This window comes from Streptococcus sanguinis, from assembly GCF_900475275.1.
Lineage (GTDB): Bacteria > Bacillota > Bacilli > Lactobacillales > Streptococcaceae > Streptococcus > Streptococcus sanguinis_N.
In genome coordinates this window covers 1862502-1884651 of record NZ_LS483364.1, presented here as the reverse complement: position 1 = coordinate 1884651, position 22150 = coordinate 1862502, and the positions used below count along the sequence as shown (strand labels likewise).

Here is a 22150-nt window from a genome sequence, read left to right as displayed (position 1 = left end):
TTTCCTTGTTTGTATAAGTTTTAAACACTCTTACCGGGCAAGAGGCTGACTGGCAGGAAATAGCCAGTTGTTTGGACTTCTTGGCCGGCAATTTTTTTGAGGAGTAGGTCTACAGAGAGACGGGCGATATCTTTCAGTGGCTGTTTGATCGTTGCTAGCTGTGGGTAGTAGTTCTCCACAAAGTAGGTGCCATCATAGCCGATGATTTTCAAATCTTCAGGGATCTGGATGTTCAGCTCCTGTGCGACTTTCATAATTAAAATGGCTGTCAGATCGTCTGATGTAAAAATGCCATCAGGTTTGGTCTGAGTCAGAATTTGCTTGATTTCCATTTCCTTTCGGACCGGTGAGAAATCACTGGAAACATTGATAATAGGTGCGTCTGGCAGGACGGAAGCGAAGCCAGCGTGGCGCAGGCCAGTTGGCGAGTTGGAATTGTCATTGCCAGTAATCATGATGATGTTTTGAGCTCCAGCCTTGACTAAGGTCTGGGCCGCCAGCACTCCGCCACCATAGTTGTCTGAGGAGACGACAGGGATATCCGGCGAAAGATTGCGGTCAAAGGCAATGATTGGAGCGGTCACGCGATTGTAGTCCTCGATGCCTAGATTGTGGCTGCCAGAAATGATGCCGTCCACCTGATTGGCTTCCAGCATCTCAAGGTATTCACGCTCCTTGTCTGAGTCATGCTCACTATTGCAGATGATAGTTTTATAGCCTTGTTTAAAGAGCTCATGCTCCAGCTTGTCAATCAATTCTGCGTAAAAGACATTGCTGATATTAGGGAAAATGAGTCCAATTAGCTTGGCCGATTTTCCTTGGAGGCTCCGCGCCAGATTGTTGGGCTTGTAGGACAATTCTCGCATGGCTGCCTCAACCTTAGAGATCGTTTTGTCGGATAAGTAGCCTTTTCTGTTGATGACGCGGGAAACAGTTGTGGGGCTGACTCCTGCTAGTTTTGCTACATCAGTTAGCTTTGCGACCATAATCTAATTCATAGTAAGTACCGGTTGGATTGCCCTTAGTAATAGCAATGCCTGTCTGGTCTTCTCTCGGGAAGACACGGCCGGAAAATACTTTCTCTCCTTTATTGATGAAAATTTCAAAAATTGATTTATCGATGAAGATAGTAGCACTTGTGGCTTCTTTGTCAATATCACAGCTTCGGCTGGTTCCAAAGTCCAGAGCGAATGGCTCACCCGCCTGACTGCGGTCAACGGTCACTTGACCTTCCTTGAGGTCAAAATTGATGCGTAACCCCTTGCCATCCTTGTCTGCAAAGAGGACGATTTCGTGTTCGGTGTTCGCAGCGAAATCTAGTTCTAGTTCGTAGCTGTTCTTGCTTTCTGCCAGAGCAGTGAAAGGCTGTTCCTCTGCTCGCAAATCCTTGATAGCAGGCACTGGGTATTGGTAGAGCTTGCCGTCTTTCAGACTTAATTCCTTGACGAGAGAGAAGGCCCCTTGATGGTCGAAGCGGTCAGATGGGTATTCCACATCAGGCAAGCCTAGCCAGCTGACAGCCAGTGCACGACCGTCAGGTGCGTTAAAAGCTTGGGTCGCGTAGCAGTCGAAACCGTAGTCCAGATTTTGGATAGGGCTAAGATTAATCATAGCAGCTTTGTTTGTGTCAAACGATCGACCTATTTTATACATGTTTGGATAAATGTTGCCATAGTCCTGTACATCCTTAGACAAACCTTGAGGACAATAGAGCAGGACTGGTTGGTCATTGATAAAGACTAGATTAGGACACTCCATCATATAGGCTGTCTTGTCATTGGCGAAGTCCAAATCACCGACGGATTCCCAGTTGGTATAGTCATTATCAACTGCCTTGTAAAGCTTGACATAGCCTTGCTTGTCTAGGTTTTGTCCACCGACAATAGCATAGAATTGCCCTTTGTAGTTGAAAATCTGCGGATCGCGGAAGTGGTCGGTCGCTTCAGCAGGTTGCTCAATCAAGACCTTGTCAATTTTTTCGAGCTTACCTGATTTATCTAACAAGGCACCGATCTGATAGGGGTGACGCACCCAATTCTCATCACGAACATTGCCAGTATAGAAGAGAAAGAGCTTGTCGTCAAACTGCATGGCAGAGCCTGAGTAGGCACCGTGGCTGTCCAGAGCAGTATCTGGCAGCACTCGAAGACCAGTTTCCGTGAAGTGAACTAGGTCGTCACTTTCCATCTGGACCCAGCACTTGAGACCGTGAGCTGCTCCGAAAGGAAAGTTTTGGTAGAAAACCACCCACTTGCCGTCAAAATAAGAAAAGCCATTGGGATCATTGAGCAGACCCGTCTGAGGCTCCACATGGTAGTTAGCCCGCCAAGGAGATTTAGCGATGTTTTCTTTGATCTGTTGTAGCTCTTCCTGAGTCCAGTCTTCATAGCGTTTGTAGCGTTTTTCAGTAGTCCAAGCCAATCTTTTGTCCTCCGAATCATATTATTTCTTATTACTATAGTAAACGTTTTCCGACGAAAAATCAACATTTAACAGTAAAAAAATATTTTTTCTGCAAAACGCTTGACATATTTTTGAATCATGGTAAAATAATATTCGTAAAGGCGATAAAATCGCTTTCAAAAGTTAAAAATATTTATAAGGAGATTTTTGCAAATGAATAATACTGAAATTGCAAAAAAAGTCATCGAAGCCCTTGGCGGACGCGAGAATGTCAACAGTGTGGCTCACTGTGCGACTCGCTTGCGCGTGATGGTTAAAGATGAAAGTAAAATCGACAAAAATACTGTCGAAAATCTGGAAAAAGTGCAGGGTGCCTTCTTTAACTCCGGCCAGTACCAGATTATCTTTGGTACCGGTACGGTTAATAAAATCTATGACGAAGTTGTAGCCTTAGGATTGCCAACTTCATCAAAAGATGACATGAAAGCAGAAGCTGCTAAGCAAGGGAATTGGTTCCAACGCGCCATCCGTACATTTGGTGACGTATTTGTACCAATCATTCCAGTTATCGTAGCAACAGGTCTCTTCATGGGTGTGCGTGGACTCTTGAACGCTCTTGGGATGACACTTCCAGATGATGTGAAGACCTATACAGAAATCCTTACGGATACAGCCTTCATTATCTTGCCAGGTTTGGTTGTTTGGTCAACCTTCCGTGTATTTGGTGGAAATCCAGCTGTTGGTATCGTCCTTGGTATGATGCTGGTGTCTGGCTCGCTTCCAAATGCTTGGGCAGTAGCATCAGGTGGCGAAGTGACTGCCATGAAATTCTTTGGCTTCATCCCAGTTGTTGGTTTGCAAGGTTCTGTTCTTCCAGCCTTCATTATCGGGGTTGTTGGAGCTAAGTTTGAAAAAGCTCTCCGCAAGGTTGTGCCAGATGTCTTGGATCTATTGGTGACACCATTCGTTACACTTTTGGTAATGTCTATCCTTGGACTTTTCGTCATCGGACCAGTATTCCACGTTGTTGAAAACTACATTTTGTTTGGAACAAAAGCAATCCTTGCTTTACCGTTTGGTTTAGGTGGTTTGGTGATTGGTGGAGTTCACCAATTGATTGTCGTATCAGGTGTTCACCATATCTTCAACTTGCTTGAAATTCAGTTACTCGCTACTGATAAGGTGAATCCATTTAATGCGATTATCACTGCTGCTATGACAGCCCAAGGTGCAGCGACTGTAGCTGTTGCGTTCAAAACGAAAAATCCTAAGTTAAAAGCCCTTGCTTTCCCAGCTGCTCTTTCTGCCTTCCTTGGTATTACAGAGCCAGCTATCTTCGGGGTTAACTTGCGTTACCGCAAACCCTTCTTCCTTTCATTGATTGCTGGTGCAATTGGTGGTGGCTTGGCATCTCTCCTTGGACTTGCTGGTACTGGTAATGGTATCACTATCATTCCAGGTACAATGCTTTATATCGGTAATGGACAACTCTTCCAATATCTCTTCATGGTAGCTGTATCATTTGCTCTTGGATTTGCATTGACTTATATGTTTGGTTTTGAAGATGAGAAAGATGAGTGGCAAGATAAAATGACAGATGTTTTATCAAAAGCTTCAATCCCTAGCGTTGCTTTGAGAGTTGCTCTTGATAAAAAAGATGAAAAAGCTGAAACTGAAACACAGGTCGAAGAAGAAACAACTGGTAATGTGCCAGCTGCCCTCCAAGACGAAACAATTATTTCTCCAATTGTTGGTCAGGCAGTAGCTTTGAGCGATGTTGATGATCCTGTTTTCTCTAGCGGAGCGATGGGACGAGGAATTGCTATCAAACCTAGCGAAGGTGTGGTTTATGCTCCGGCTGATGCAGAAGTTACGATTGCATTCGCGACTGGCCATGCTTATGGTTTGAAGACAGCCAATGGTGCTGAAATTCTGATTCACGTCGGAATCGACACAGTATCTATGGGCGGCGAAGGCTTTGACCAAAAGGTTGCTCAAGGTGACAAGGTCAAAGCTGGCGATGTTCTGGGAACATTTGAAGCTGAGAAAATTGCAGCCGCTGGTCTGGATGATACGACTATGGTCATCGTTACAAACACAGCTGACTACGCTTCTGTGACTCCAGTAGCAGAAGGAGCTCTTGCTAAAGGCGACGCAGTTATCGAAGTGAAAGCCTAATGGAATTTAGAAAACGAACAAATCAGCTTTTGTTCGTTTTTTATGTCATAAGTACAGTCTTGTTGAAAAAGATTTAAAAAGACTATTTTTGGCAAGAAGTCTGCAAGAGATATGCTATAATGAATAGAGTAAAAATCAAATGTTAAAAGAGGATTTATAATGACAAAATTGTATGGAAGTTTGGAAGCGGGCGGCACTAAGTTTGTCTGTGCTGTAGGCGATGAACGGTTTGAAGTTGTTGAAAAGACACAGTTTCCAACGACCACGCCTATTGAAACGCTAGACAAGACGATTGAGTTCTTTTCTCGTTTTGACAATCTAGCTGGTCTAGCTGTTGGATCTTTCGGGCCGATTGATATTGATCCCAACTCAAAGACTTACGGCTTTATTACGACTACTCCTAAGCCGCACTGGGCTAATGTGGACATTGTTGGCGCTCTGCGCCGTGCTCTCAATGTGCCTATTTACTTTACGACGGATGTCAATAGCTCAGCTTACGGTGAAGTGGTAGCCCGCAACAATGCTGGCGGTCGTATTGAAAATCTGGTTTATTATACGATTGGGACAGGAATCGGTGCTGGTGCTATCCAGCGAGGTGAGTTTGTCGGCGGAACAGGTCATCCGGAAATGGGGCATTATTATGTAGCTAAGCACCCTATGGATGCGGAAAAAGAGTTCAATGGTGTTTGTCCTTTCCACAATGGCTGTTTGGAAGGATTGGCGGCTGGACCAAGCTTAGAGGCGCGGACCGGAGTTCGTGGGGAAAATATTAAACTCAATAGTTCTGTCTGGGATATTCAAGCTTACTATATCGCTCAGGCGGCTATTCAGGCGACAGTGACTTTCCGTCCAGATGTCATCGTCTTTGGTGGCGGTGTTATGGCTCAGCAGCACATGCTGGATCGGGTTCGTGAGAAATTCACAGTTCTCCTGAATGGCTATTTGCCAGTTCCCGATGTTCGTGACTATATCGTGACACCAGCTGTGGCTGGAAATGGCTCCGCAACGCTGGGCAACTTTGTACTGGCTAAAGAAGTTAGTGAGCGCCACGCAAAATAAGTTTATAGGGTCTGATTTATCAGGCCCTTCTCTATGAGGAAAAGTAATGGAAAAAGCAATTGTCAAAGATATTTTCTTCCTACAGCAGCCATCAGAGCAGGCTAGCAGAGAAGACCTTTATCTGGCTCAAGACTTGCAGGATACGCTGCAGGCAAATCAAGAAAACTGTATAGGACTCGCAGCCAATATGATTGGCGTCCGTAAGCGAGTCATTATCTTTCTATATGGTTTGGTGCCGGTAGTCATGTTTAATCCGGTGCTGCGCTCTAAGTCAGGCCCTTATCAGACAGAAGAGAGCTGCCTGTCCTTGGTTGGAAGCCGTCCTACCCAACGTTATCAGGAAATCACAATTGATTATCTGGATAAACATTGGCAGCAGCAGACCATGACCTTGAAAGGCCTACCTGCCCAAATCTGCCAGCATGAATTGGATCATTTGGAAGGAATCTTGATTTAAGGAAGTAATTCAGCCTGGGAAAGGCTGAATTTTTTTATCGAAAAAATAGTTCTCATAGAAACTTTTTTCTTGACATCTTTCTTCTATGTGGTAAAATGGTTCTCATGAAAACTAATTAGTTCTCACGAGAACCAATCTAGGAAGGAAGTTTTGATGGAAAAGCCTTTATTAGAAATGAAGCGTTTTGGACGAAAGATTCACCTCATAGTGGAAAAGCTTGCTAAGGAGCACGGGATTGAGTCCATGGCTGGGCCACAGGGGCAAGTCTTGCATATTGTCGCCTGTCGTACGGAAGAGGGGAAGGATACTCTTATCAAGGATATTGAGCAGAAGTTGGATATTTCCAAATCTGTGGCTTCTAACTTAATGAAAAGGATGGAGAAGAATGGCTTTATCCAGCTGGAAACGAGCAAGACAGACAAGCGGGCTAAATATATCCGACTCACTCCGCAGTCGCAGGAAAGAATGAAGAAAATCCGTGACTTTTTTGATGAAATGAACCGTTCTATTTTGAATGGTGTTTCTGAGCAGGAACTGCTGATTTTTTCTCAAGTCATGGCCAAGTTTTATCAGAATATCGAAAGTTTAGAAAATGGAGGAAAAGATGTTTAAGTTATTTAAACGGCTGACGGCAAGGGAAGTGAGCATGATTGTTCTCAGTGTGCTCTTCACCTTCCTGACGGTATATTTGGAATTAGAAGTTCCGACCTATATTTCGACGATTACAGAGCTATTGCAAACGCCGGGGACTGGTTTGGCGGATCTGTGGGAGCCCGGTCTGAAAATGATCGGCCTGTCTTTTGCTAGCTTGTTGTCAGCTATTGTGGTTGGCTTTTTTGCAGCTCGTATAGCAGCTAGCTTTACCCAGAGTTTGCGGAGCGATATTTTCAACCGTGTGCTAGACTATTCGCAGACGGAGATTAAGAAATTTTCAATTCCTAGTTTGCTAACTCGGACAACGAATGACATTACCCAGGTACAGACCTTAATTACCATGGGACTGCAGGTAGTGACCAGGGGACCGATTATGGCGATTTGGGCCATGACTAAGATTATCGGTAAGTCTGAGAACTGGCTGACAGCTGTTCTCATTGCCGTTCTTGTTAATATCCTGCTGACAGTAGTTTTGGTTACACTGGCCTTTCCCAAGCAGTCAGTGGCGCAGCGCTTGGTCGATAAGCTAAACAGTGTCACTAGAGAGAGTCTGACTGGGATTCGCGTGGTCCGGGCTTATAATGCTGAGGATTATCAGGATGAGAAATTTGCGGCAGCTAATGATGAAGTAACTCGACTCAATCTTTTCATCGGTCGTCTGATGGCCATGATGAACCCAGTTATGATGGGGATTTCCAGCGGTTTGACACTGGCTATTTACTGGATTGGTGCTTATTTGATTCAGGAGGCTGGACTGCAGGAGCGTCTCCCACTCTTCAGTGATATGGTCGTCTTTATGTCCTATGCTATGCAGATTGTGATTGGATTCTTGCTCATGGGGGCACTCTTCATCGTCCTTCCTCGGACCATTGTATCGGCTGGCCGGATTAATGAAGTACTGGATCTGCATTCTTCTATCACCAGTCCAGAACATCCTAAGGCAGCAGCAGATAGTAAGGGCGAGGTGGTCTTTCGAGATGTGTCCTTCCGCTATTCCAAGAATTCAGAAGCAGTCATTGAGCATGTCAGCTTTACAACTCAGGCTGGTGATACCGTGGCCTTTATCGGTTCAACCGGTTCAGGGAAATCCACTCTTGTCAATCTCATCCCTCGTTTCTACGATGTGACTGAAGGAGAGATTCTGGTAGATGGTGTCAATGTTCAAGATTACCAGTTGGAAGACTTGCATAATAAGGTCGGCTACATCCCGCAAAAGGCTGTGCTTTTCTCTGGTGATATTGAGAGCAATCTGGACTTCGGTCAAAGCAAAGAAAGCCCGCTGGATGAGCAGAAAATGTGGGAGGCTCTTGACCTAGCACAGGCTAAGCCCTTTGTCCAAGAGAAGGAAAAGGGGCTGAAAGCTGAAGTGGCTCAAAGCGGAACCAACTTCTCTGGTGGCCAGCGTCAGCGTTTGGCCATTGCCAGAGCCTTGGCTCGTAAGCCAGAAATCCTCATCTTTGATGATTCCTTCTCAGCCCTAGACTATAAGACAGACCGCATTTTGCGCAAGGAACTGGCTGAGCGGACGCAGGATATGACCAAGCTGATCGTAGCACAGCGGATTTCTACCATCATGGATGCGGATCAAATCTTGGTCTTGGATGCTGGTAAGGTAGTCGGTCAAGGTACTCACCGAGAACTTTTGGCCAGCAACGAAGTCTATCAAGAAATTGCTTACTCACAACTATCCAAGGAGGAATTAGAAAATGGAAAATAAGAAGCCTTCATTATTTAGCCAGATAAGGCCTTATCTCAAAGGCTTCCAGCTTCCTCTTGCTTTGGCATTTGTGGGAGCTGTCTTGTCAAACATTATTACGGTCTATGGGCCAAATAAATTAAAAGAAATTACCAACCTCATCTCTGATGGTCTGGCTACTAGCATTGATTTAAAAGCTGTGTCTGAGATTGCCCTTCTGCTGACCGTGCTCTATGCAGTCGGAGCCCTGCTCAACTATGGTCAGTCCTTTATCATCAGTACGGTTATCCAGTATTTCTCCAAGCGGCTGCGGACGGCCATTGCAGAGAAGATAAACAAGCTGCCGTTGGGCTATTTTGACGGTCATTCTCAGGGGGATACTCTGTCGCGCGTGACCAATGACGTGGATACGGTCGGCCAATCCCTCAACCAGAGTCTGGGGAATGTTATCTCTGCCAGCTTGCTCTTGGTGGCTGTGGTCTTGACCATGTTCTTCATGAACTGGATCTTGGCCTTGGTAACCATCTTGGCTACTGTAGTCGGCTTTGTCTTTGTCGGCCTCATCATGGGCAAGTCTCAGGGCTATTTCACCGCCCAGCAAAACGATCTGGCGGCTGTCAACGGTTATGTAGAGGAAATGTACTCCGGTCATAATGTCGTTACCAGCTATAATGCTATTGAGCAGTCTAAGGAGCGCTTTGCAGTTCTCAATCACAATCTCTATAACAGTATTTGGAAGTCTCAATTTATCTCTGGCATGATGATGCCGCTCATGTTCTTTACGGGGAATTTTGCTTATGTGCTGGTTATTTTGGTCGGTGCTGCTCTGGCGATTAACGGCTCTATTAGCATCGGAATTATCGTCGCCTTTATGGTTTATGTGCGGACCTTCTCTCAGCCATTGTCACAGATTGCCCAAGGTATCACTGTCTTGCAGCAGGCTGGTGCAGCACTGGTTCGTGTCCTTGAATTTCTGGCTGAGCCTGAGATGGAAGACGACCAGCATAAAGAGCAGCAGCTTGCTGCTGTCAAGGGAGATGTCGCCTTTGAAGATGTCTTCTTTGGCTACAAGCCAGACCAGACGATTATTCATGATTTCTCAGCCCAGGCCAAAGCCGGACAGAAGATTGCCATTGTCGGCCCAACGGGTGCTGGTAAGACGACCATCGTTAATCTCCTTATGAAGTTCTATGAAATTGACAAGGGGCGTATCAGCATTGATGGTATAGATATTAAGGATATGAAGCGCTCTGAGGTTCACGATGCCTTTTCAATGGTCTTGCAGGAGACCTGGCTCTTTGAGGGGACGATTCGGGAGAATTTGATTTATAATCAGGAGCATGTGACAGATGAAGCAGTTGTTGCTGCAGCGAAGGCGGTCGGTGTTCATCACTTTATCATGACTCTGCCGCAGGGCTATGATACAGTGTTGGATGATACGGTTAACTTATCGGTCGGTCAGAAGCAGCTATTGACAATCGCTCGTGCTCTGCTGAAAGATGCACCGCTCTTGATCTTGGATGAGGCAACTTCGTCAGTCGATACGCGGACGGAGGAGCTGATTCAAAAGGCTATGGACAAACTCATGGAGGGCCGGACTTCCTTTGTCATTGCCCACCGCTTATCTACTATCCGTAATGCGGATCTTATCTTGGTCATGCGCGATGGAAATATCATCGAGCAGGGCAACCATGATGAACTCATGGAGCAGAATGGCTTCTATGCGGACCTCTATAATAGTCAGTTTGTAGAGGAAGATGCAGGTTGACGCTCAAATAAAACATCAGGAATGTTCCTTTTCCTGATGTTTTTTTAAATTTAACAGAATTGTAAAAAATGCTCAATTTTCAGTGGAGACGCTCTAGAATCTTGACTTTTTTCGCAGATGCTCTATTAAAAACTTGACAGCTTTTACGCTTTATATTAAAATAAATTTAATATAAGAACTGGAAGCGAACACAACGGGGTGTTTGCTCTATATATAAGTGAGCAACGGTGCTACAAAAAAATAAAAATTCCTTATTTTTTTGTAGTACTTTTTTTATCAGCGAATCTGGAGTAAAGCGATGAAGCAATTTATGCTAGCTGGTGTTTCCAGCGGTGTCGGAAAGACCACAGTTACCCTAGGGATTTTGAAAGCTCTGGCAGACAGAGGTTATCAGGTCCAGCCTTATAAGGTAGGACCTGATTATATTGATACAGCTTATCATAGTCGGATTACCAAGCGGCCTTCACGGAATGTGGATAGCTTTATGATACCGGACGATCAGAGTCTGGCTTGGTCCTACTACAAATGGCATGGAGACGCAGATGTGGCAGTAGTCGAAGGGGTCATGGGGCTCTTTGATGGCCTGGGAACGGACAAGGACTGTGCGTCTTCTGCTTCTGTTGCTAAGAAGTTGAGCATTCCGGTTGTCTTGATTATTGATGGGAAGGCGACATCCACCTCAGCGGCTGCTATGGTTCATGGTTTTGCGACTTTTGATCCGGATTTGAACATTGCTGGGGTCATTATCAACCGGGTGGCTTCACAGACTCACTTTGAACTTATCAAGGGCGCCATTGAGCGTTACACGGATGTAGAAGTGTTAGGCTATCTGCCTAAGAATGCGACAGCAGAGCTGCCATCGCGCCATCTGGGTCTAATCCCTGATGTAGAAATGGATGATTTGGACCGTCGATTTGAGGAATTGGGAGCGGCAGTAGCCAAGCATATAAATCTAGACAGGCTGCTGGAAAAGGCAGAAATGCCCGATAAGCAGATGGCCAATCCTTTTCATGTCCACAATGACCAGCCCTTGACTTTGGCTTATGCTTTGGATGATGCTTTCCACTTTTACTACGAAGATAATCTAGACTTTTTAAGAGATCTCAATGTCCAGCTGGTGCCTTTCAGCCCTCTGAAAGATAAGGAACTGCCAGCAGCAGATGCATATTATTTTGGTGGCGGTTTTCCAGAAGTCTACGCTCAGGAGCTGATGGCAAATACTGATTTCCGAACTTCGGTTAAGAAAGCTCACGAACAGGGGCGGCCAATCTACGCAGAATGCGGTGGCCTCATGTATCTGGGAGAGCTGCTGGAAGTAGAGGGTCAGGTCTATGAAATGGTCGGTATTTTCAAGGGCAAGAGCCTGATGACCCCCGGCCTGAAAAGCTTTGGCTACTGCCAAGCAGAAACGCAGGTAGACAGTCTTTTTGGTCCTAAAGGTACAGCGGTCAGGGGACATGAGTTTCATCATTCGGTCTTTGAGACGGAGGAAGATACGGTCCTCAAGCTAGAGAAGGTCAGAGACGGTCAGGTCGTAGCTGCCTGGACAGGCGGTTATCAAAAGGGCCGGACCTTTGCCAGCTACCTGCATGTTCATTTTTATCAGGATGAGCAGCTGCTAGCCAACTGGCTGGACTATATCAAAGAGGCGAACTGATATGACACTCATTGCAATTTTTTTGGCCGTCTTACTGGACTGGCTCATTGGCGACCCCTATAGCTGGCCTCATCCAGTCAAGTGGATGGGTTCCTATATTTATTTATGTATGCGTTTGCAGGAGAAAAGGCAGTTTTCGCCCTATCTGTTTGGCTTTTTCCTCTGGCTGACAACAGTTGGACTGGGGCTGGGAGTGAGCTACGGGTTGCTCTGGTTGGCTGGTCTGGTTCATCCCGTCCTCTACTGGCTCGTCTGGATCTATCTGGCCTATGCTAGTCTAGCGGCTAAGAGTCTAGCTTTTGAGGCCCAAAAGGTTTACCATAGGCTCAAGTTTGGTAGTTTGGAAGAAGCTAGAAAGCAAGTTGGTATGATTGTTGGCCGTGAAACTTCTCAGCTGACACCAGAGGAAATCAGCAAGGCGACGATTGAGACGGTGGCTGAAAATACCAGTGACGGGGTTATTGGACCACTGCTCTGCCTCTTTCTAGGCGGACCTATCTTAGCCATGACGTATAAGGCCATCAACACCTTAGACTCCATGGTAGGCTATAAGACGGAGAAATACCGCAAAATCGGCTTGATATCTGCCAAGATGGATGATCTGGCCAATCTGATTCCTGCGCGTTTGACTTGGCTTTTCTTGATTCTCAGCAGTCAGATTTTACTGCTGGATTTCAAGGGGGCGTTGCGAATCGGCTGGCGGGATCGCTACCAGCATGCCAGTCCCAACAGTGCTTTTTCGGAGGCAGTTGTGGCTGGAGCTCTGGGGATTCAGCTGGGCGGACCGCACATCTATCACGGAGAGCTGATTGAGAAACCGACCATTGGAGAGGATTCCAGACCGGTTGAGGCGGATGATATTCAGACGGCTATCTCTCTGCTTTATACAAGCACCATGACAGGTTTAATCTTGTTTACTCTATTTTATTTAGTAAAGCAAGCATATTTCTAGGAGTATACTATGACATATATCCAAAATCCTTCCTCTATTGAGGAAAAGAGCTTTCAAATTATTCAGTCTATGATTACTGAAAAAGATCCTGATTATGTCTTCCATTCGGAAATGGAAGAATCCATTATCAAGAGGGCTATTCATACGACAGGAGATTTCGATTATCTCTATACCATGCGCTTTGAGCACGATGTCCTTAAAAAAATTGAAGAGGTAATCAGAGCTAAGGGGACCATTCTGCTGGACTCCAATATCTCTCTCAATGGGATTAATAAGCGCGTGCTTGACCAGCTGGGTGTGAGCTACCGCTGTTTGATTAGCGATGAAGAAGTAGTTGCGCTGGCCAAGGAAAAGCAAATTACCAGAGCTATGGCGGCTGTTGAGATAGCAGCTAAGATTGAAGGGCCTAAAGTATTTGCCTTCGGTGGTGCTCCTACGGCTCTGTCTTACCTGATTGAGCTGGCAGAGCAGGGACTGGTAGAAGCGGATGCAGTGATTGGGGTTCCAGTCGGCTTTATCAATGTCGAAGAATCCAAAGAAGAACTGCTTCAGTCAGGTCTTCCTGCCCTTGTCAATCTCGGCAGAAAAGGCGGCAGTACGATTGTAGTAGCCATTATCAATGCTATTATCTACCAGCTGAGAGAAGTGGTGACGGATGACTATGTCCGCTACTCTACACCATCCAGTAAAGAAGGAGGAAAGAACTAGATGTCCTATCTAAAAGCAGCGCACAAGATTGAAGAAGCTAGTTTCAGCAAGATTCAGGAAATTATTGACCAAGAGCATCCAGATATACATTTTTCGGATCCTTTTGAAGAGGCAGTGCTCAAGCGGGTTGTCTTTACTAGTGCAGACTTTGACTACCTCTACAATATCAAGTTTTCCAATCAGGTTATTGAAAAAATCCTCTACGTCCTCCGAAACAAGGGCACTATTTTTACAGATACGACCATGGTCTTGGGTGGTTTTAATAAGAAATTGCTGGATGACCTAGGTGTTTCCTACCGTTGTCTGGTCAATGAGCCAGCAGTCTTTCAGGAAGCTAAGGAAAAGGGAATTACTCGCTCCATGGCTGCTGTAGAATATGCAGCTAAAGTGGACGGTCCAAAACTTTTTGTCTTTGGGAATGCTCCAACGTCTATCTTCAAGGTTTTGGATATGGTCGAAGAAGGAAGCTTACAGCCGGATGCGGTTGTCGGAGTTCCGGTCGGCTTTGTCGGAGCGGCAGAATCCAAGCTCAAACTGCATGAAAGTTCGGTGCCTTCTATCGCGGCACTGGGTCAAAAGGGCGGCAGTACCATTGCGGCAGCTGTGGTCAATGCCATTCTCTACCAGCTCAAGCTAGGCACTACAGACTATGAGCGTTACAGTGTTTCAGATAAAAAGCAGGCTCCGGAGAAAGGGGAGGGCTGATGATGGATGAATACGCTTATGTCAATGGAAAGAAATTAAGAAAAGGTTTTACAACTGGTACTTGTGCAACGGCAGCGACTGTTGCAGCCTTGAGCATGATTTTAAATCAGGAAAGGGAAGAAAAGGTCACTGTGCATACGGCTTCAGGCGTGGAAGTGACCATGGATGTTCACAATCCTTCCTTCGGACCAGAAGAAGCGACCGCGGCCATTGAAAAAGATGGCGGCGATGATGCGGATGCGACGCATGGCCTCTTGATTTATTCGACCGTGACTCTCCTGCCAGATCAGAAGGAAATCGAGATTGACGGTGGTCAGGGCGTCGGGCGCGTGACCGAGAAGGGACTGGCCTGCGATGTCGGCATGGCAGCCATCAATCCGACTCCTAGACGGATGATTGAGCAACATGTCCGTGAGATTATCGGTCCCAACTGTGGGGCGCGGGTTATCATTTCCGTTCCCGGAGGAGAAGAAACGGCCAAGCTGACCTACAATTCTAGACTAGGTATTGTCGGCGGTATTTCAATTTTGGGAACGACAGGGATTGTCAATCCTATGTCCGAGGATAGCTGGAAGGCATCCATCACGATCGAGTTAACCATGCTCTATAATCAAGGACATCGCTCAGTCGTCTTGGTACCGGGAAATTACGGTGAAGATTTTGCTACTAATACTGTGGGGATTCCAGCTGGGCGCATCGTCAATATGAGTAACTTTGTCGGCCATGTCCTCAAAGAAGTCCAGCGCATCGGCTTTACCAAGGTTTTGATGATCGGTCACATGGGCAAGTTTGTCAAAGTGGCGGCTGGGATTTTCTCTACCCACAGTAAGGACTCGGATGCCCGTATGGAAACACTGGTGGCTAATCTAGCCCTGATGGGGGCGCCTATTGAGCTGTTGGAAAAGGTTGATAAGTGTTTGACGACCGAGGCAGCTGGAACAGCCATTAAAGAATTTTCTTATGAGGGTGTCTATCAGGTCTTGGCGGATAAGATCAAGGCTAGAAGTGAGCGTCTGCTCCGCTATCGTAAGCCAGAAGTCAGCATTGAAGTGGTCGTCTTTGGGACTGAGGAAGGCTATCTGGCATCAACTCAGCCTTTAGAGCAGATAAAGGAGGAATGGACATGATTTATGTTATCGGAATTGGTCCGGGAGATCCGAGCTATGGTCTTCTGGGACAGGAAGCCTATTTTGAGAAGGCTGACCGCATTTTGGGCAGCGAGCGGCATCTGGAAATTTTACCGCCAGCTTATAGGGACAAAGGCTTGGTCCCTCCCAAAAAATTAGCTGCGCTGGCAGAATTGCTGGAAAGCTTTGGTGAGGATGAAGAAATTCTATATCTGGCCTCAGGCGACCCGCTGATTTACGGCTTGGGCAAATGGCTGTCAGAGAAGTTCAAGGGGCGCGTGGTGATCTCACCGGGTATCAGCGCCATGCAGTATTTGGCCAGCAGAATTGCCCTGCCTATGAACGATGCTTATCTGACGAGCAGTCATGCTAAGGTGCCTAACTTTGACTTGATTATGAGTCTGTCAAAAGTCTTTATGGTGACCGATCAGAAAGTTGGCCCCTACGAGATTGCTCAAGAGGCTGTTAAAAGAGGCTTAGATAAGGTGTTGGTCATCGGTGAGCAGCTGAGTTATGAAGACGAGCGTATTACCATTCTGCCTGCGAGTGAGGTAGAAGACAGAGAATATGAAATGAATGTAGTGGTGGTGTTAGATGAGGGATTCGGAATTTATCAGGGCTAAAGTCCCTATGACTAAGGAAGAAGTCAGAGCCATCAGTTTGGATAAGTTGGAGCTGCATCGAGCCAAGCGTATGCTGGATGTCGGTTCTGGCACTGGCAGTGTCACGATTCAGGCAGCCCGAACCTATCCAGAACTGGAAGTGGTGGCGGTGGAGCGCAATGAAGACGCGGTGGCCTTGACGCAGGAGAATATCCAGCACTTTGGCTGCCACAATGTCCGTCTCCATCAAGGACTGGCTCCGATTGAGCTGGAAGGCAGCTTTGATGCCATTTTTGTCGGAGGGACAGGGGGCAACATGCAGGAGATTTTCGACTGGTGTGCCCAGCTCATGGAGCCGGGCGGTCGGTTGGTCTTGAACTTTATCCTGCTGGAGAATGCTCTAGAAGCAGCTCAAATAGCGGAGCAGATGGACTGGGAGGATCTAGAGATTGTCTCGGTTCAGGCTAGCCGCTGGACAGCTATAGGCAAGGGGCACTACTTCAAGCCTCAGAATCCTACTATTATCGTTTCCTGCAAGAAAAAAGAAAGAGAGGCTAATTGATGTCCAAAGTACATTTTGTTGGAGCAGGCCCAGGTGATGTGGAGCTGATTACGCTAAAAGGTTACAAGCAGCTGTCTGAGGCTGATGTGGTCATTTACGCAGGCTCCTTGGTCAATCCAGACCTGCTGAACTACTGTAAAGAAGGAGCTGAGATTCACGACAGTGCCAGCATGCACTTGATGGAAATCATCGATGTCATGGAGGCTGGAGTCAAGGCTGGTAAAGATGTGGTCCGCCTGCAGACGGGAGATTTCTCCATTTATGGCTCCATTCGAGAGCAGATCGAAGAGATGAAGAAGCGCGACATAGAGTTTGACTGTACTCCGGGCGTCAGTTCTTTTCTGGGAGCTGCTTCCAGTATCGGGGCAGAGTATACCGTGCCAGAGGTTTCTCAAAGCCTCATCATCACTCGGATGGCCGGCCGGACGCCTGTGCCAGATCGGGAATCCCTGAAAAGCTATGCTCAGCACCGGACTTCTATGGCTATCTTCTTGTCGGTTCAAGGCATCGAAAAGGTTGTCAGTGAGCTGATCGAGGGTGGCTATCCTCCAGAAACGCCTGTGGCTGTTATTTACAAGGCTACTTGGCCGGATGAAAAGAAGGTCTTTGGCGATTTGACAAACATTGCTGAGAAGGTCAAGGAAGCTAAGATTAGAAAAACAGCTTTGATTTTGGTCGGTGACTTTTTAGGTCAGGAATTCTACTATTCCAAGCTCTACCATGCGGATTTTCAGCATGAGTTTAGACGGGGGAAGAGCAGCCATGCCAAGTAATTCTCAACCTCGCTACGCAATCGCAACAGTGACAGCGGTCGGCAAGGACTTGGCTCTGACTCTGCGAGAAAAGCTGGGCAAGGAAATCCCTATCTATACGACACCTCGATTGGCAGATGACAGGGTCATTGCCATCGAAGGACGTGTGATTGAGGCACTTGGTCAGCTCTTTCAGGAAGTGGATGTTCTCATTTGTATCATGGCTATCGGTGCAGTTGTGCGAGCTATTGCTCCGGTCTTGAAAGACAAGGCGACTGACCCAGCTGTGGTAGTCATGGATGAGAAAGCGACCAATGTCATCAGCCTGCTGAGCGGACATCTAGGCGGAGCCAATCAAGTGACGCTAGACATCGCAGAATTGCTCGGTTCCAATCCTGTTATCACGACAGCGACAGATGTGCAGAATGTAACAGCTCTGGACAATCTGGCCCAATCAGTCAATGGCTGGCGACCGGAATTGAGAGAGTTCATCAAACCTTTCAACAGCTATCTAGGCAGCGGCCGAACAGTCTATTTCTATCAGGAAAAGGATTGGGTTACCGATCTTCGCGGTCTGACTCTGGTGGATGAGGAAGAACTTGCGGCTGTTCTCAAGGGAACAGACCCGCTGATTCTGCTGACTACAGAAAAAAAGGACATTCAAAGAGACAATCTGGCTCTCATCTATCCTCAACCCTATATCTTAGGAGTTGGTGCTAGGAAAGATGTGGCTCCTGCTGTCTTCCGAGAAGGCTTTGAGGAATTTTGTCAGCAGCAGGGGATTTTTGCCAGCGAGATTTCTAAAATTGTCAGTATTGATGTCAAGAAGGATGAAGCAGCCATTTTGGCCTTGGCCGAGGAATTGGGCTGTCCCTTTGAGACCTTTAGCAAGGAGGAACTGTCTGTTGTTGCAGACCGCTATCCTCAGTCAGAATTTGTCAAAAAGACAGTCGGAGTCGGCAGTGTCGCCTTGGCCAGCGCAGATCTGGCCAGTCAGGGTCAAGTCCTGACAGAGCGCTTTGCCAAGAACGGCTGTACCTATGCGCTTGCAAAAGCAATAACCAAAAAGTAAATCAAAAGAAAAAGCAGACGGTCTTATGAACCAACTGCCCTTATAAAATTTTATCATACCCATAAAGGAGAAAAAATATATGTTATACGTTATCGGATTAGGCCCAGGTAAAAAAGAATTGATGTCACAAGAAGCATTGGCTGCTATAGCCGATTGTGAAATTATCGTCGGCTACTCGACTTATATGCGATTGATTCTTGATTTGGTCAAGGACAAGGAGCTCGTAGCGAATGGTATGCGCCAGGAAATCGACCGTTGCCAAAAGGCCATTGATTTGGCTATAGAGACTGGCAAAAATGTCGGCGTTGTTTCCAGTGGAGATGCTGGAGTCTATGGAATGGCTGGCTTGATTTTAGAATTGCTGGGAGATGCCAGTGATGTAGAAGTTAAAGTGGTTCCAGGTATCACAGCTAGTCTGGGTGCTGCTGCAGTTATGGGTGCTCCTCTTATGAATGACTTCTGTCATATCAGTCTGAGTGACTTGATGACGCCTTGGGAAATGATTGAGAAGCGTCTACATGCCGCAGCTCAAGGTGACTTTGTTGTCTGTCTCTATAACCCTCGGAGTAAGGGACGTCCAGACCATTTGGCAAAAGCACTTTCTATCATGTCTGAGTACAAGTCAGAGGATACTATTGTCGGTATCGGTAAGGACATTGGCCGTAAGGATGAGGAAATCATCTTGACGACTATCAAAGACTTAGATGAAACTTTGGTAGATATGACGACAATCGTTATCGTTGGAAACAAAGAAACTTATGTTAAAAACGGACGCATGATTACACCTCGAGGATATACTTTATGATGAAATTACTGCTGGGAGGGACATCCGACAGCACCGCTATTTTAGAAGTGCTTGACCGCATGAAGATTGATGTAACAAGCTCTGTTGTCACAGACTATGGTCGGCACTTGGCTTCCAAATTCGGCCAGCCGGTCATTCAAGGCCGGCTGACAGCCGAGGATATGGTTGCCTTTATCAAAGAGAATGATGTGGATGAAATCATTGATGCAACTCATCCTTTTGCGGATATTGTTTCCAAGGAAGCCATTCGGGCGGCAGAGATGGCTGGTGTATCTTACCTGCGCTTTGAGCGTCAGGCTACCTTGGATTTGAGCGGAGCCATCGTGGTGCATTCGACCCAAGAAGCGATTGATGAGATTGCCAAGCGCGGCTACAAGACAGTCTATCTGGGAACAGGCAGCAAGACCCTGCCGCTCTTTGTCAAGGGTCTGCCAGAGCAGCGGATTGTCGTTCGCGTTCTGCCGACTTCAGAGGTGCTTCTGGCTTGTGAGCAGCTAGGACTGGTAGCGGATCAGATTGATGCGATTAAGGCTCCATTTTCCAAAGAGTGCAATAAAGAGCTCTTGCTGCGCTCTGGAGCAGATGTCTTTGTTTCCAAGGAGAGCGGTACGGTCGGTGGTATTCGTGAAAAGATTGATGGCTGTCAAGAGCTGGGGATGGACTGCATTATCATCTCTCGGCCAATTGTGGCCTATCCGCAGATGGTTTCTAGCTTAGAAGAGCTAGAGGCTTATCTGACAAAATAGCTAATAAAAGGAGAAAAAATGTCCGGTTTAGTAACATTACTGGGAGCAGGTCCAGGCGATGCGGAGTTGTTGACCCTCAAAGGCAAGAGACGGCTTCAAGAAGCAGATGTCTTGGTCTTTGACCGCTTGGTCAATCAAGAGCTCTTTCAGCATCTAAAGTCTGACTGCGAAAAGATAGATGTCGGCAAAAAGCCTGGCCAGCCCTGCATCCGACAGGAAGAGATTGAAAAGATTCTTATCGAAAAAGCCCGTCAAGGTAAACGAGTAGTCCGCCTCAAGAGCGGTGATCCCTATATCTTTGGCCGAGGCGGAGAAGAAGGAGTCAAGCTGGTGGAAGCCGGTGTGGACTTTGAAGTGGTGCCAGGCATCACCTCTGCTGTGGCTGGTCTGACCTATGCAGGGATTCCTATGACTTATCGGGATGTAGCGACTAGCTTCCATGTCTTTACTGCCCATCTCAAGGATGAGACAGAAATGCTCAACTGGGGAGCCATTTCTGAGCTCAAAGGAACCTTGGTCTTCCTCATGGGCATGAAAAATCTGCCTTCCATCGTCCAAGAGCTAACGGCTAGAGGCTATGGCAAGGACAAGCCAGCCGCCATCGTTGAATGGGGAACCCATCCTCAGCAGCGCTCAGTTGACGGAACCTTGGGCAATATAGTAGAACTAGCAGAAGCTGAGGACTTTAAGGCACCGAGTGTCATCGTGGTAGGTGATGTCGTGACCTATAGACAGCTGCTGAATTTCCATGAGAATCTGCCGCTTTTCGGCCGTAAAATCTTCATCCAGCAGTCAGAGACTGGCAGACTTCCTCGCTTGCTCAAGGATGCTGGGGCTGCGCTGACTACTTTCCCTGCTCGAGATTTGGTTGAAGAGCTAGAATTGCAGCTGCCGGACTTGGAGCAAGTAGACGGTCTCCTCTTTGCAGACATGCAGAGCTGGCCTCTCTTCTTGAAAGCCCTCCGCAAGGCAGGCAAAGACTTGCGCAGTCTGCCGCACATCCGCTTTGCAGCTATTGGTCATCATACGGCTAAGTCTATCGAAGCGAGCGGTATTGTGCTGGATCGGATGACGCCACAGCAGTCGGATGCGGATTTTGCAGCTGCTCTTGAAAAAGAAGGCGGCAACTGGTATATTCTGACTGCTGAACATAAGAAAGCCAGTCTGGCAGAACTCTATTCGTTGCCGATTATTGCTAGCCACAGGCTGGCCTTTGACAGTCAGATTAGCAGTGACAATTGGTCCGAGATTGAAGTTGTTTGTCTTCCGAACTCTGCTGCGGCCATGAACTTTGTGGCAGCCAGTCAAGAAGCTGGATATGACTGGAAGGATGTTCCAATCGTTGTCATGGGTGCCAGCACGCGGGCTGTTTTAGAGGAAGCAGGCTTTAGCAAGATTGTTGAGACAGATGAAGCGACTATCGCTTCCATCATCGATAAATGTCGGGAAATTCTCTGAAAGGATACGGGTCATGAGTAAAGCTATAGTAGTAGTCAGTTTCGGAACGACCTATCCCGAGACCAGACGCAAAACAATTGAGGCTTGTGAGCAGGCTATTCAGGAACATTTTCCAGCCTATCCGGTCCACCGAGCTTTTACATCCAATGTCGTTAGACGGCGGATTAAGAAGCAAGAAGGGCTGGATATCCCTACGGTCAAAGAGGTTTTGGAGCAGCTCTTGAAAGCGGGAACTGAAGAGGTCTATATCCAGCCTCTCCATGTCATTTTGGGCAGCGAGTATGAAAAGATTCTCACCCAAGTCAAAGAGTTTGAATCAGCTTTTAAAAAACTGGTCGTTGCCAAGCCTCTACTCAACAGTCAAGAAGACTATGAGGCTGTCAAGGATATTCTGCTGGAACGGTATGGCCATGAGGGTCAGGATGCAGCAACAGTTCTGATGGGCCACGGCAGCCAGCATTATGCTTTTACAGCTTATGCGGCCTTGGATCATATGCTGAAGGGAAGCTCAGTCTATGTCGGCTGTGTAGAGAGCTATCCTCCAGTTGAGCTGATTGAGCAGGAACTGAAGAAAGAGGGCGTCCGAGAAGTGCATCTGGCACCTTTCATGCTGGTAGCGGGTGACCATGCGACCAATGATATGAGCTCAGATGAGGAAGGTTCTTGGTATCACTTCTTCAAGGAGCGGGGATATGAGGTCAAGGCCCATCTAGTTGGTCTGGGTGAATACCCTGAGGTTCAGCAGCTCTACATCCAGCATTTAGAAGAAATCATCGAATAGGAGGAAGG

21 protein-coding genes are annotated in these 22150 nt (G+C 46.9%); 19 read left to right on the top strand and 2 right to left on the bottom strand.

Annotated elements, in window-relative coordinates; all coding sequences use genetic code 11:
- Positions 1-20: 20 nt before the first annotated feature.
- Positions 21-986, bottom strand: a complete 966-nt coding sequence (locus DQM55_RS09415; protein WP_111676420.1) for a LacI family DNA-binding transcriptional regulator — start codon at positions 984-986, stop codon at positions 21-23.
- Positions 967-2421, bottom strand: coding sequence for a sucrose-6-phosphate hydrolase (locus DQM55_RS09410; protein WP_111676418.1), 1455 nt, complete (start codon positions 2419-2421; stop codon positions 967-969). Before DQM55_RS09410 ends, DQM55_RS09415 begins: the two co-directional genes overlap by 20 nt.
- Positions 2422-2616: 195 nt before the next feature.
- Here DQM55_RS09410 and DQM55_RS09400 point away from each other — a divergent pair, with 195 nt between their 5' ends.
- The 19 genes from DQM55_RS09400 (at position 2617) to DQM55_RS09310 (ending at position 22142) form a co-directional block, all read left to right on the top strand.
- A complete protein-coding gene (locus DQM55_RS09400; RefSeq protein WP_111676414.1) occupies positions 2617-4581 on the top strand; it encodes a sucrose-specific PTS transporter subunit IIBC in 1965 nt (654 codons plus the stop codon).
- A gap of 159 nt (positions 4582-4740) precedes the next feature.
- The gene (gene scrK / locus DQM55_RS09395) at positions 4741-5640 is read left to right on the top strand and encodes a fructokinase ScrK (protein ID WP_002925822.1); all 900 of its coding nucleotides are present in this window, start codon (positions 4741-4743) and stop codon (positions 5638-5640) included.
- A gap of 46 nt (positions 5641-5686) precedes the next feature.
- Positions 5687-6097: a peptide deformylase gene (locus DQM55_RS09390; protein ID WP_111676412.1), complete on the top strand. Its 411-nt coding sequence runs from the start codon at positions 5687-5689 to the stop codon at positions 6095-6097.
- 153 nt (positions 6098-6250) lie between these two features.
- The gene (locus DQM55_RS09385) at positions 6251-6709 is read left to right on the top strand and encodes a MarR family winged helix-turn-helix transcriptional regulator (protein ID WP_111676410.1); all 459 of its coding nucleotides are present in this window, start codon (positions 6251-6253) and stop codon (positions 6707-6709) included.
- Positions 6702-8468 carry an ABC transporter ATP-binding protein gene (locus DQM55_RS09380; protein ID WP_032908920.1) on the top strand — a complete coding sequence of 589 codons (1767 nt, stop codon included), beginning with the start codon at positions 6702-6704 and terminating at the stop codon, positions 8466-8468. Before DQM55_RS09385 ends, DQM55_RS09380 begins: the two co-directional genes overlap by 8 nt.
- Entirely contained in the window at positions 8458-10215 is a 1758-nt protein-coding gene (locus DQM55_RS09375) for an ABC transporter ATP-binding protein (protein ID WP_111676408.1), read from the top strand. Before DQM55_RS09380 ends, DQM55_RS09375 begins: the two co-directional genes overlap by 11 nt.
- Positions 10216-10513: 298 nt before the next feature.
- Positions 10514-11872: a cobyrinate a,c-diamide synthase gene (locus tag DQM55_RS09370; protein WP_111676407.1), complete on the top strand. Its 1359-nt coding sequence runs from the start codon at positions 10514-10516 to the stop codon at positions 11870-11872.
- 1 nt (position 11873) lies between these two features.
- Positions 11874-12824 carry an adenosylcobinamide-phosphate synthase CbiB gene (gene cbiB / locus DQM55_RS09365; protein WP_111676405.1) on the top strand — a complete coding sequence of 317 codons (951 nt, stop codon included), beginning with the start codon at positions 11874-11876 and terminating at the stop codon, positions 12822-12824.
- 9 nt (positions 12825-12833) lie between these two features.
- The gene (locus DQM55_RS09360; protein WP_002901147.1) at positions 12834-13532 is read left to right on the top strand and encodes a cobalt-precorrin-8 methylmutase; all 699 of its coding nucleotides are present in this window, start codon (positions 12834-12836) and stop codon (positions 13530-13532) included.
- Positions 13533-14237, top strand: coding sequence for a cobalt-precorrin-8 methylmutase (locus tag DQM55_RS09355; protein ID WP_111676403.1), 705 nt, complete (start codon positions 13533-13535; stop codon positions 14235-14237). It begins immediately after the preceding gene.
- A complete protein-coding gene (gene cbiD / locus DQM55_RS09350) occupies positions 14237-15364 on the top strand; it encodes a cobalt-precorrin-5B (C(1))-methyltransferase CbiD (RefSeq protein WP_061595246.1) in 1128 nt (375 codons plus the stop codon). The genes DQM55_RS09355 and cbiD overlap by 1 nt, the downstream gene beginning before the upstream one ends.
- Positions 15355-15987: a cobalt-precorrin-7 (C(5))-methyltransferase gene (locus tag DQM55_RS09345; protein ID WP_002896465.1), complete on the top strand. Its 633-nt coding sequence runs from the start codon at positions 15355-15357 to the stop codon at positions 15985-15987. Before cbiD ends, DQM55_RS09345 begins: the two co-directional genes overlap by 10 nt.
- Positions 15959-16528, top strand: coding sequence for a decarboxylating cobalt-precorrin-6B (C(15))-methyltransferase (locus DQM55_RS09340; RefSeq protein ID WP_002896464.1), 570 nt, complete (start codon positions 15959-15961; stop codon positions 16526-16528). Before DQM55_RS09345 ends, DQM55_RS09340 begins: the two co-directional genes overlap by 29 nt.
- Positions 16528-17301 (top strand): cobalt-precorrin-4 methyltransferase, encoded by a 774-nt coding sequence (locus DQM55_RS09335; protein ID WP_002896463.1) that lies wholly within the window; start codon positions 16528-16530, stop codon positions 17299-17301. Before DQM55_RS09340 ends, DQM55_RS09335 begins: the two co-directional genes overlap by 1 nt.
- The gene (cbiG, locus tag DQM55_RS09330; protein WP_172454761.1) at positions 17291-18352 is read left to right on the top strand and encodes a cobalt-precorrin 5A hydrolase; all 1062 of its coding nucleotides are present in this window, start codon (positions 17291-17293) and stop codon (positions 18350-18352) included. Before DQM55_RS09335 ends, cbiG begins: the two co-directional genes overlap by 11 nt.
- A gap of 79 nt (positions 18353-18431) precedes the next feature.
- Entirely contained in the window at positions 18432-19157 is a 726-nt protein-coding gene (cobJ, locus tag DQM55_RS09325; RefSeq protein ID WP_111676399.1) for a precorrin-3B C(17)-methyltransferase, read from the top strand.
- Positions 19154-19903: a precorrin-6A reductase gene (cobK, locus tag DQM55_RS09320; RefSeq protein WP_111676397.1), complete on the top strand. Its 750-nt coding sequence runs from the start codon at positions 19154-19156 to the stop codon at positions 19901-19903. The genes cobJ and cobK overlap by 4 nt, the downstream gene beginning before the upstream one ends.
- An 18-nt stretch (positions 19904-19921) precedes the next feature.
- A complete protein-coding gene (gene cobA / locus DQM55_RS09315) occupies positions 19922-21361 on the top strand; it encodes a uroporphyrinogen-III C-methyltransferase (protein WP_111676395.1) in 1440 nt (479 codons plus the stop codon).
- 13 nt (positions 21362-21374) lie between these two features.
- Positions 21375-22142 (top strand): sirohydrochlorin cobaltochelatase, encoded by a 768-nt coding sequence (locus tag DQM55_RS09310; RefSeq protein ID WP_111676393.1) that lies wholly within the window; start codon positions 21375-21377, stop codon positions 22140-22142.
- Positions 22143-22150 lie beyond the last annotated feature (8 nt).

What these genes read in the sequence shown, in the direction of transcription:
- DQM55_RS09360 (WP_002901147.1), top strand. Translation starts at nt 12,834, where the DNA reads ATGACATATATCCAAAATCCTTCCTCTATTGAGGAAAAGAGCTTTCAA.
- DQM55_RS09375 (WP_111676408.1), top strand. Translation starts at nt 8,458, where the DNA reads ATGGAAAATAAGAAGCCTTCATTATTTAGCCAGATAAGGCCTTATCTC.
- cbiD (WP_061595246.1), top strand. Translation starts at nt 14,237, where the DNA reads ATGATGGATGAATACGCTTATGTCAATGGAAAGAAATTAAGAAAAGGT.
- DQM55_RS09390 (WP_111676412.1), top strand. Translation starts at nt 5,687, where the DNA reads ATGGAAAAAGCAATTGTCAAAGATATTTTCTTCCTACAGCAGCCATCA.
- DQM55_RS09400 (WP_111676414.1), top strand. Translation starts at nt 2,617, where the DNA reads ATGAATAATACTGAAATTGCAAAAAAAGTCATCGAAGCCCTTGGCGGA.
- DQM55_RS09335 (WP_002896463.1), top strand. Translation starts at nt 16,528, where the DNA reads ATGTCCAAAGTACATTTTGTTGGAGCAGGCCCAGGTGATGTGGAGCTG.
- cbiG (WP_172454761.1), top strand. Translation starts at nt 17,291, where the DNA reads ATGCCAAGTAATTCTCAACCTCGCTACGCAATCGCAACAGTGACAGCG.
- cbiB (WP_111676405.1), top strand. Translation starts at nt 11,874, where the DNA reads ATGACACTCATTGCAATTTTTTTGGCCGTCTTACTGGACTGGCTCATT.
- DQM55_RS09345 (WP_002896465.1), top strand. Translation starts at nt 15,355, where the DNA reads ATGGACATGATTTATGTTATCGGAATTGGTCCGGGAGATCCGAGCTAT.
- DQM55_RS09415 (WP_111676420.1), bottom strand. Translation starts at nt 986, where the DNA reads ATGGTCGCAAAGCTAACTGATGTAGCAAAACTAGCAGGAGTCAGCCCC.
- DQM55_RS09310 (WP_111676393.1), top strand. Translation starts at nt 21,375, where the DNA reads ATGAGTAAAGCTATAGTAGTAGTCAGTTTCGGAACGACCTATCCCGAG.
- cobA (WP_111676395.1), top strand. Translation starts at nt 19,922, where the DNA reads ATGTCCGGTTTAGTAACATTACTGGGAGCAGGTCCAGGCGATGCGGAG.
- DQM55_RS09385 (WP_111676410.1), top strand. Translation starts at nt 6,251, where the DNA reads ATGGAAAAGCCTTTATTAGAAATGAAGCGTTTTGGACGAAAGATTCAC.
- cobK (WP_111676397.1), top strand. Translation starts at nt 19,154, where the DNA reads ATGATGAAATTACTGCTGGGAGGGACATCCGACAGCACCGCTATTTTA.
- DQM55_RS09370 (WP_111676407.1), top strand. Translation starts at nt 10,514, where the DNA reads ATGAAGCAATTTATGCTAGCTGGTGTTTCCAGCGGTGTCGGAAAGACC.
- DQM55_RS09355 (WP_111676403.1), top strand. Translation starts at nt 13,533, where the DNA reads ATGTCCTATCTAAAAGCAGCGCACAAGATTGAAGAAGCTAGTTTCAGC.
- scrK (WP_002925822.1), top strand. Translation starts at nt 4,741, where the DNA reads ATGACAAAATTGTATGGAAGTTTGGAAGCGGGCGGCACTAAGTTTGTC.
- DQM55_RS09380 (WP_032908920.1), top strand. Translation starts at nt 6,702, where the DNA reads ATGTTTAAGTTATTTAAACGGCTGACGGCAAGGGAAGTGAGCATGATT.
- DQM55_RS09340 (WP_002896464.1), top strand. Translation starts at nt 15,959, where the DNA reads ATGAGGGATTCGGAATTTATCAGGGCTAAAGTCCCTATGACTAAGGAA.
- cobJ (WP_111676399.1), top strand. Translation starts at nt 18,432, where the DNA reads ATGTTATACGTTATCGGATTAGGCCCAGGTAAAAAAGAATTGATGTCA.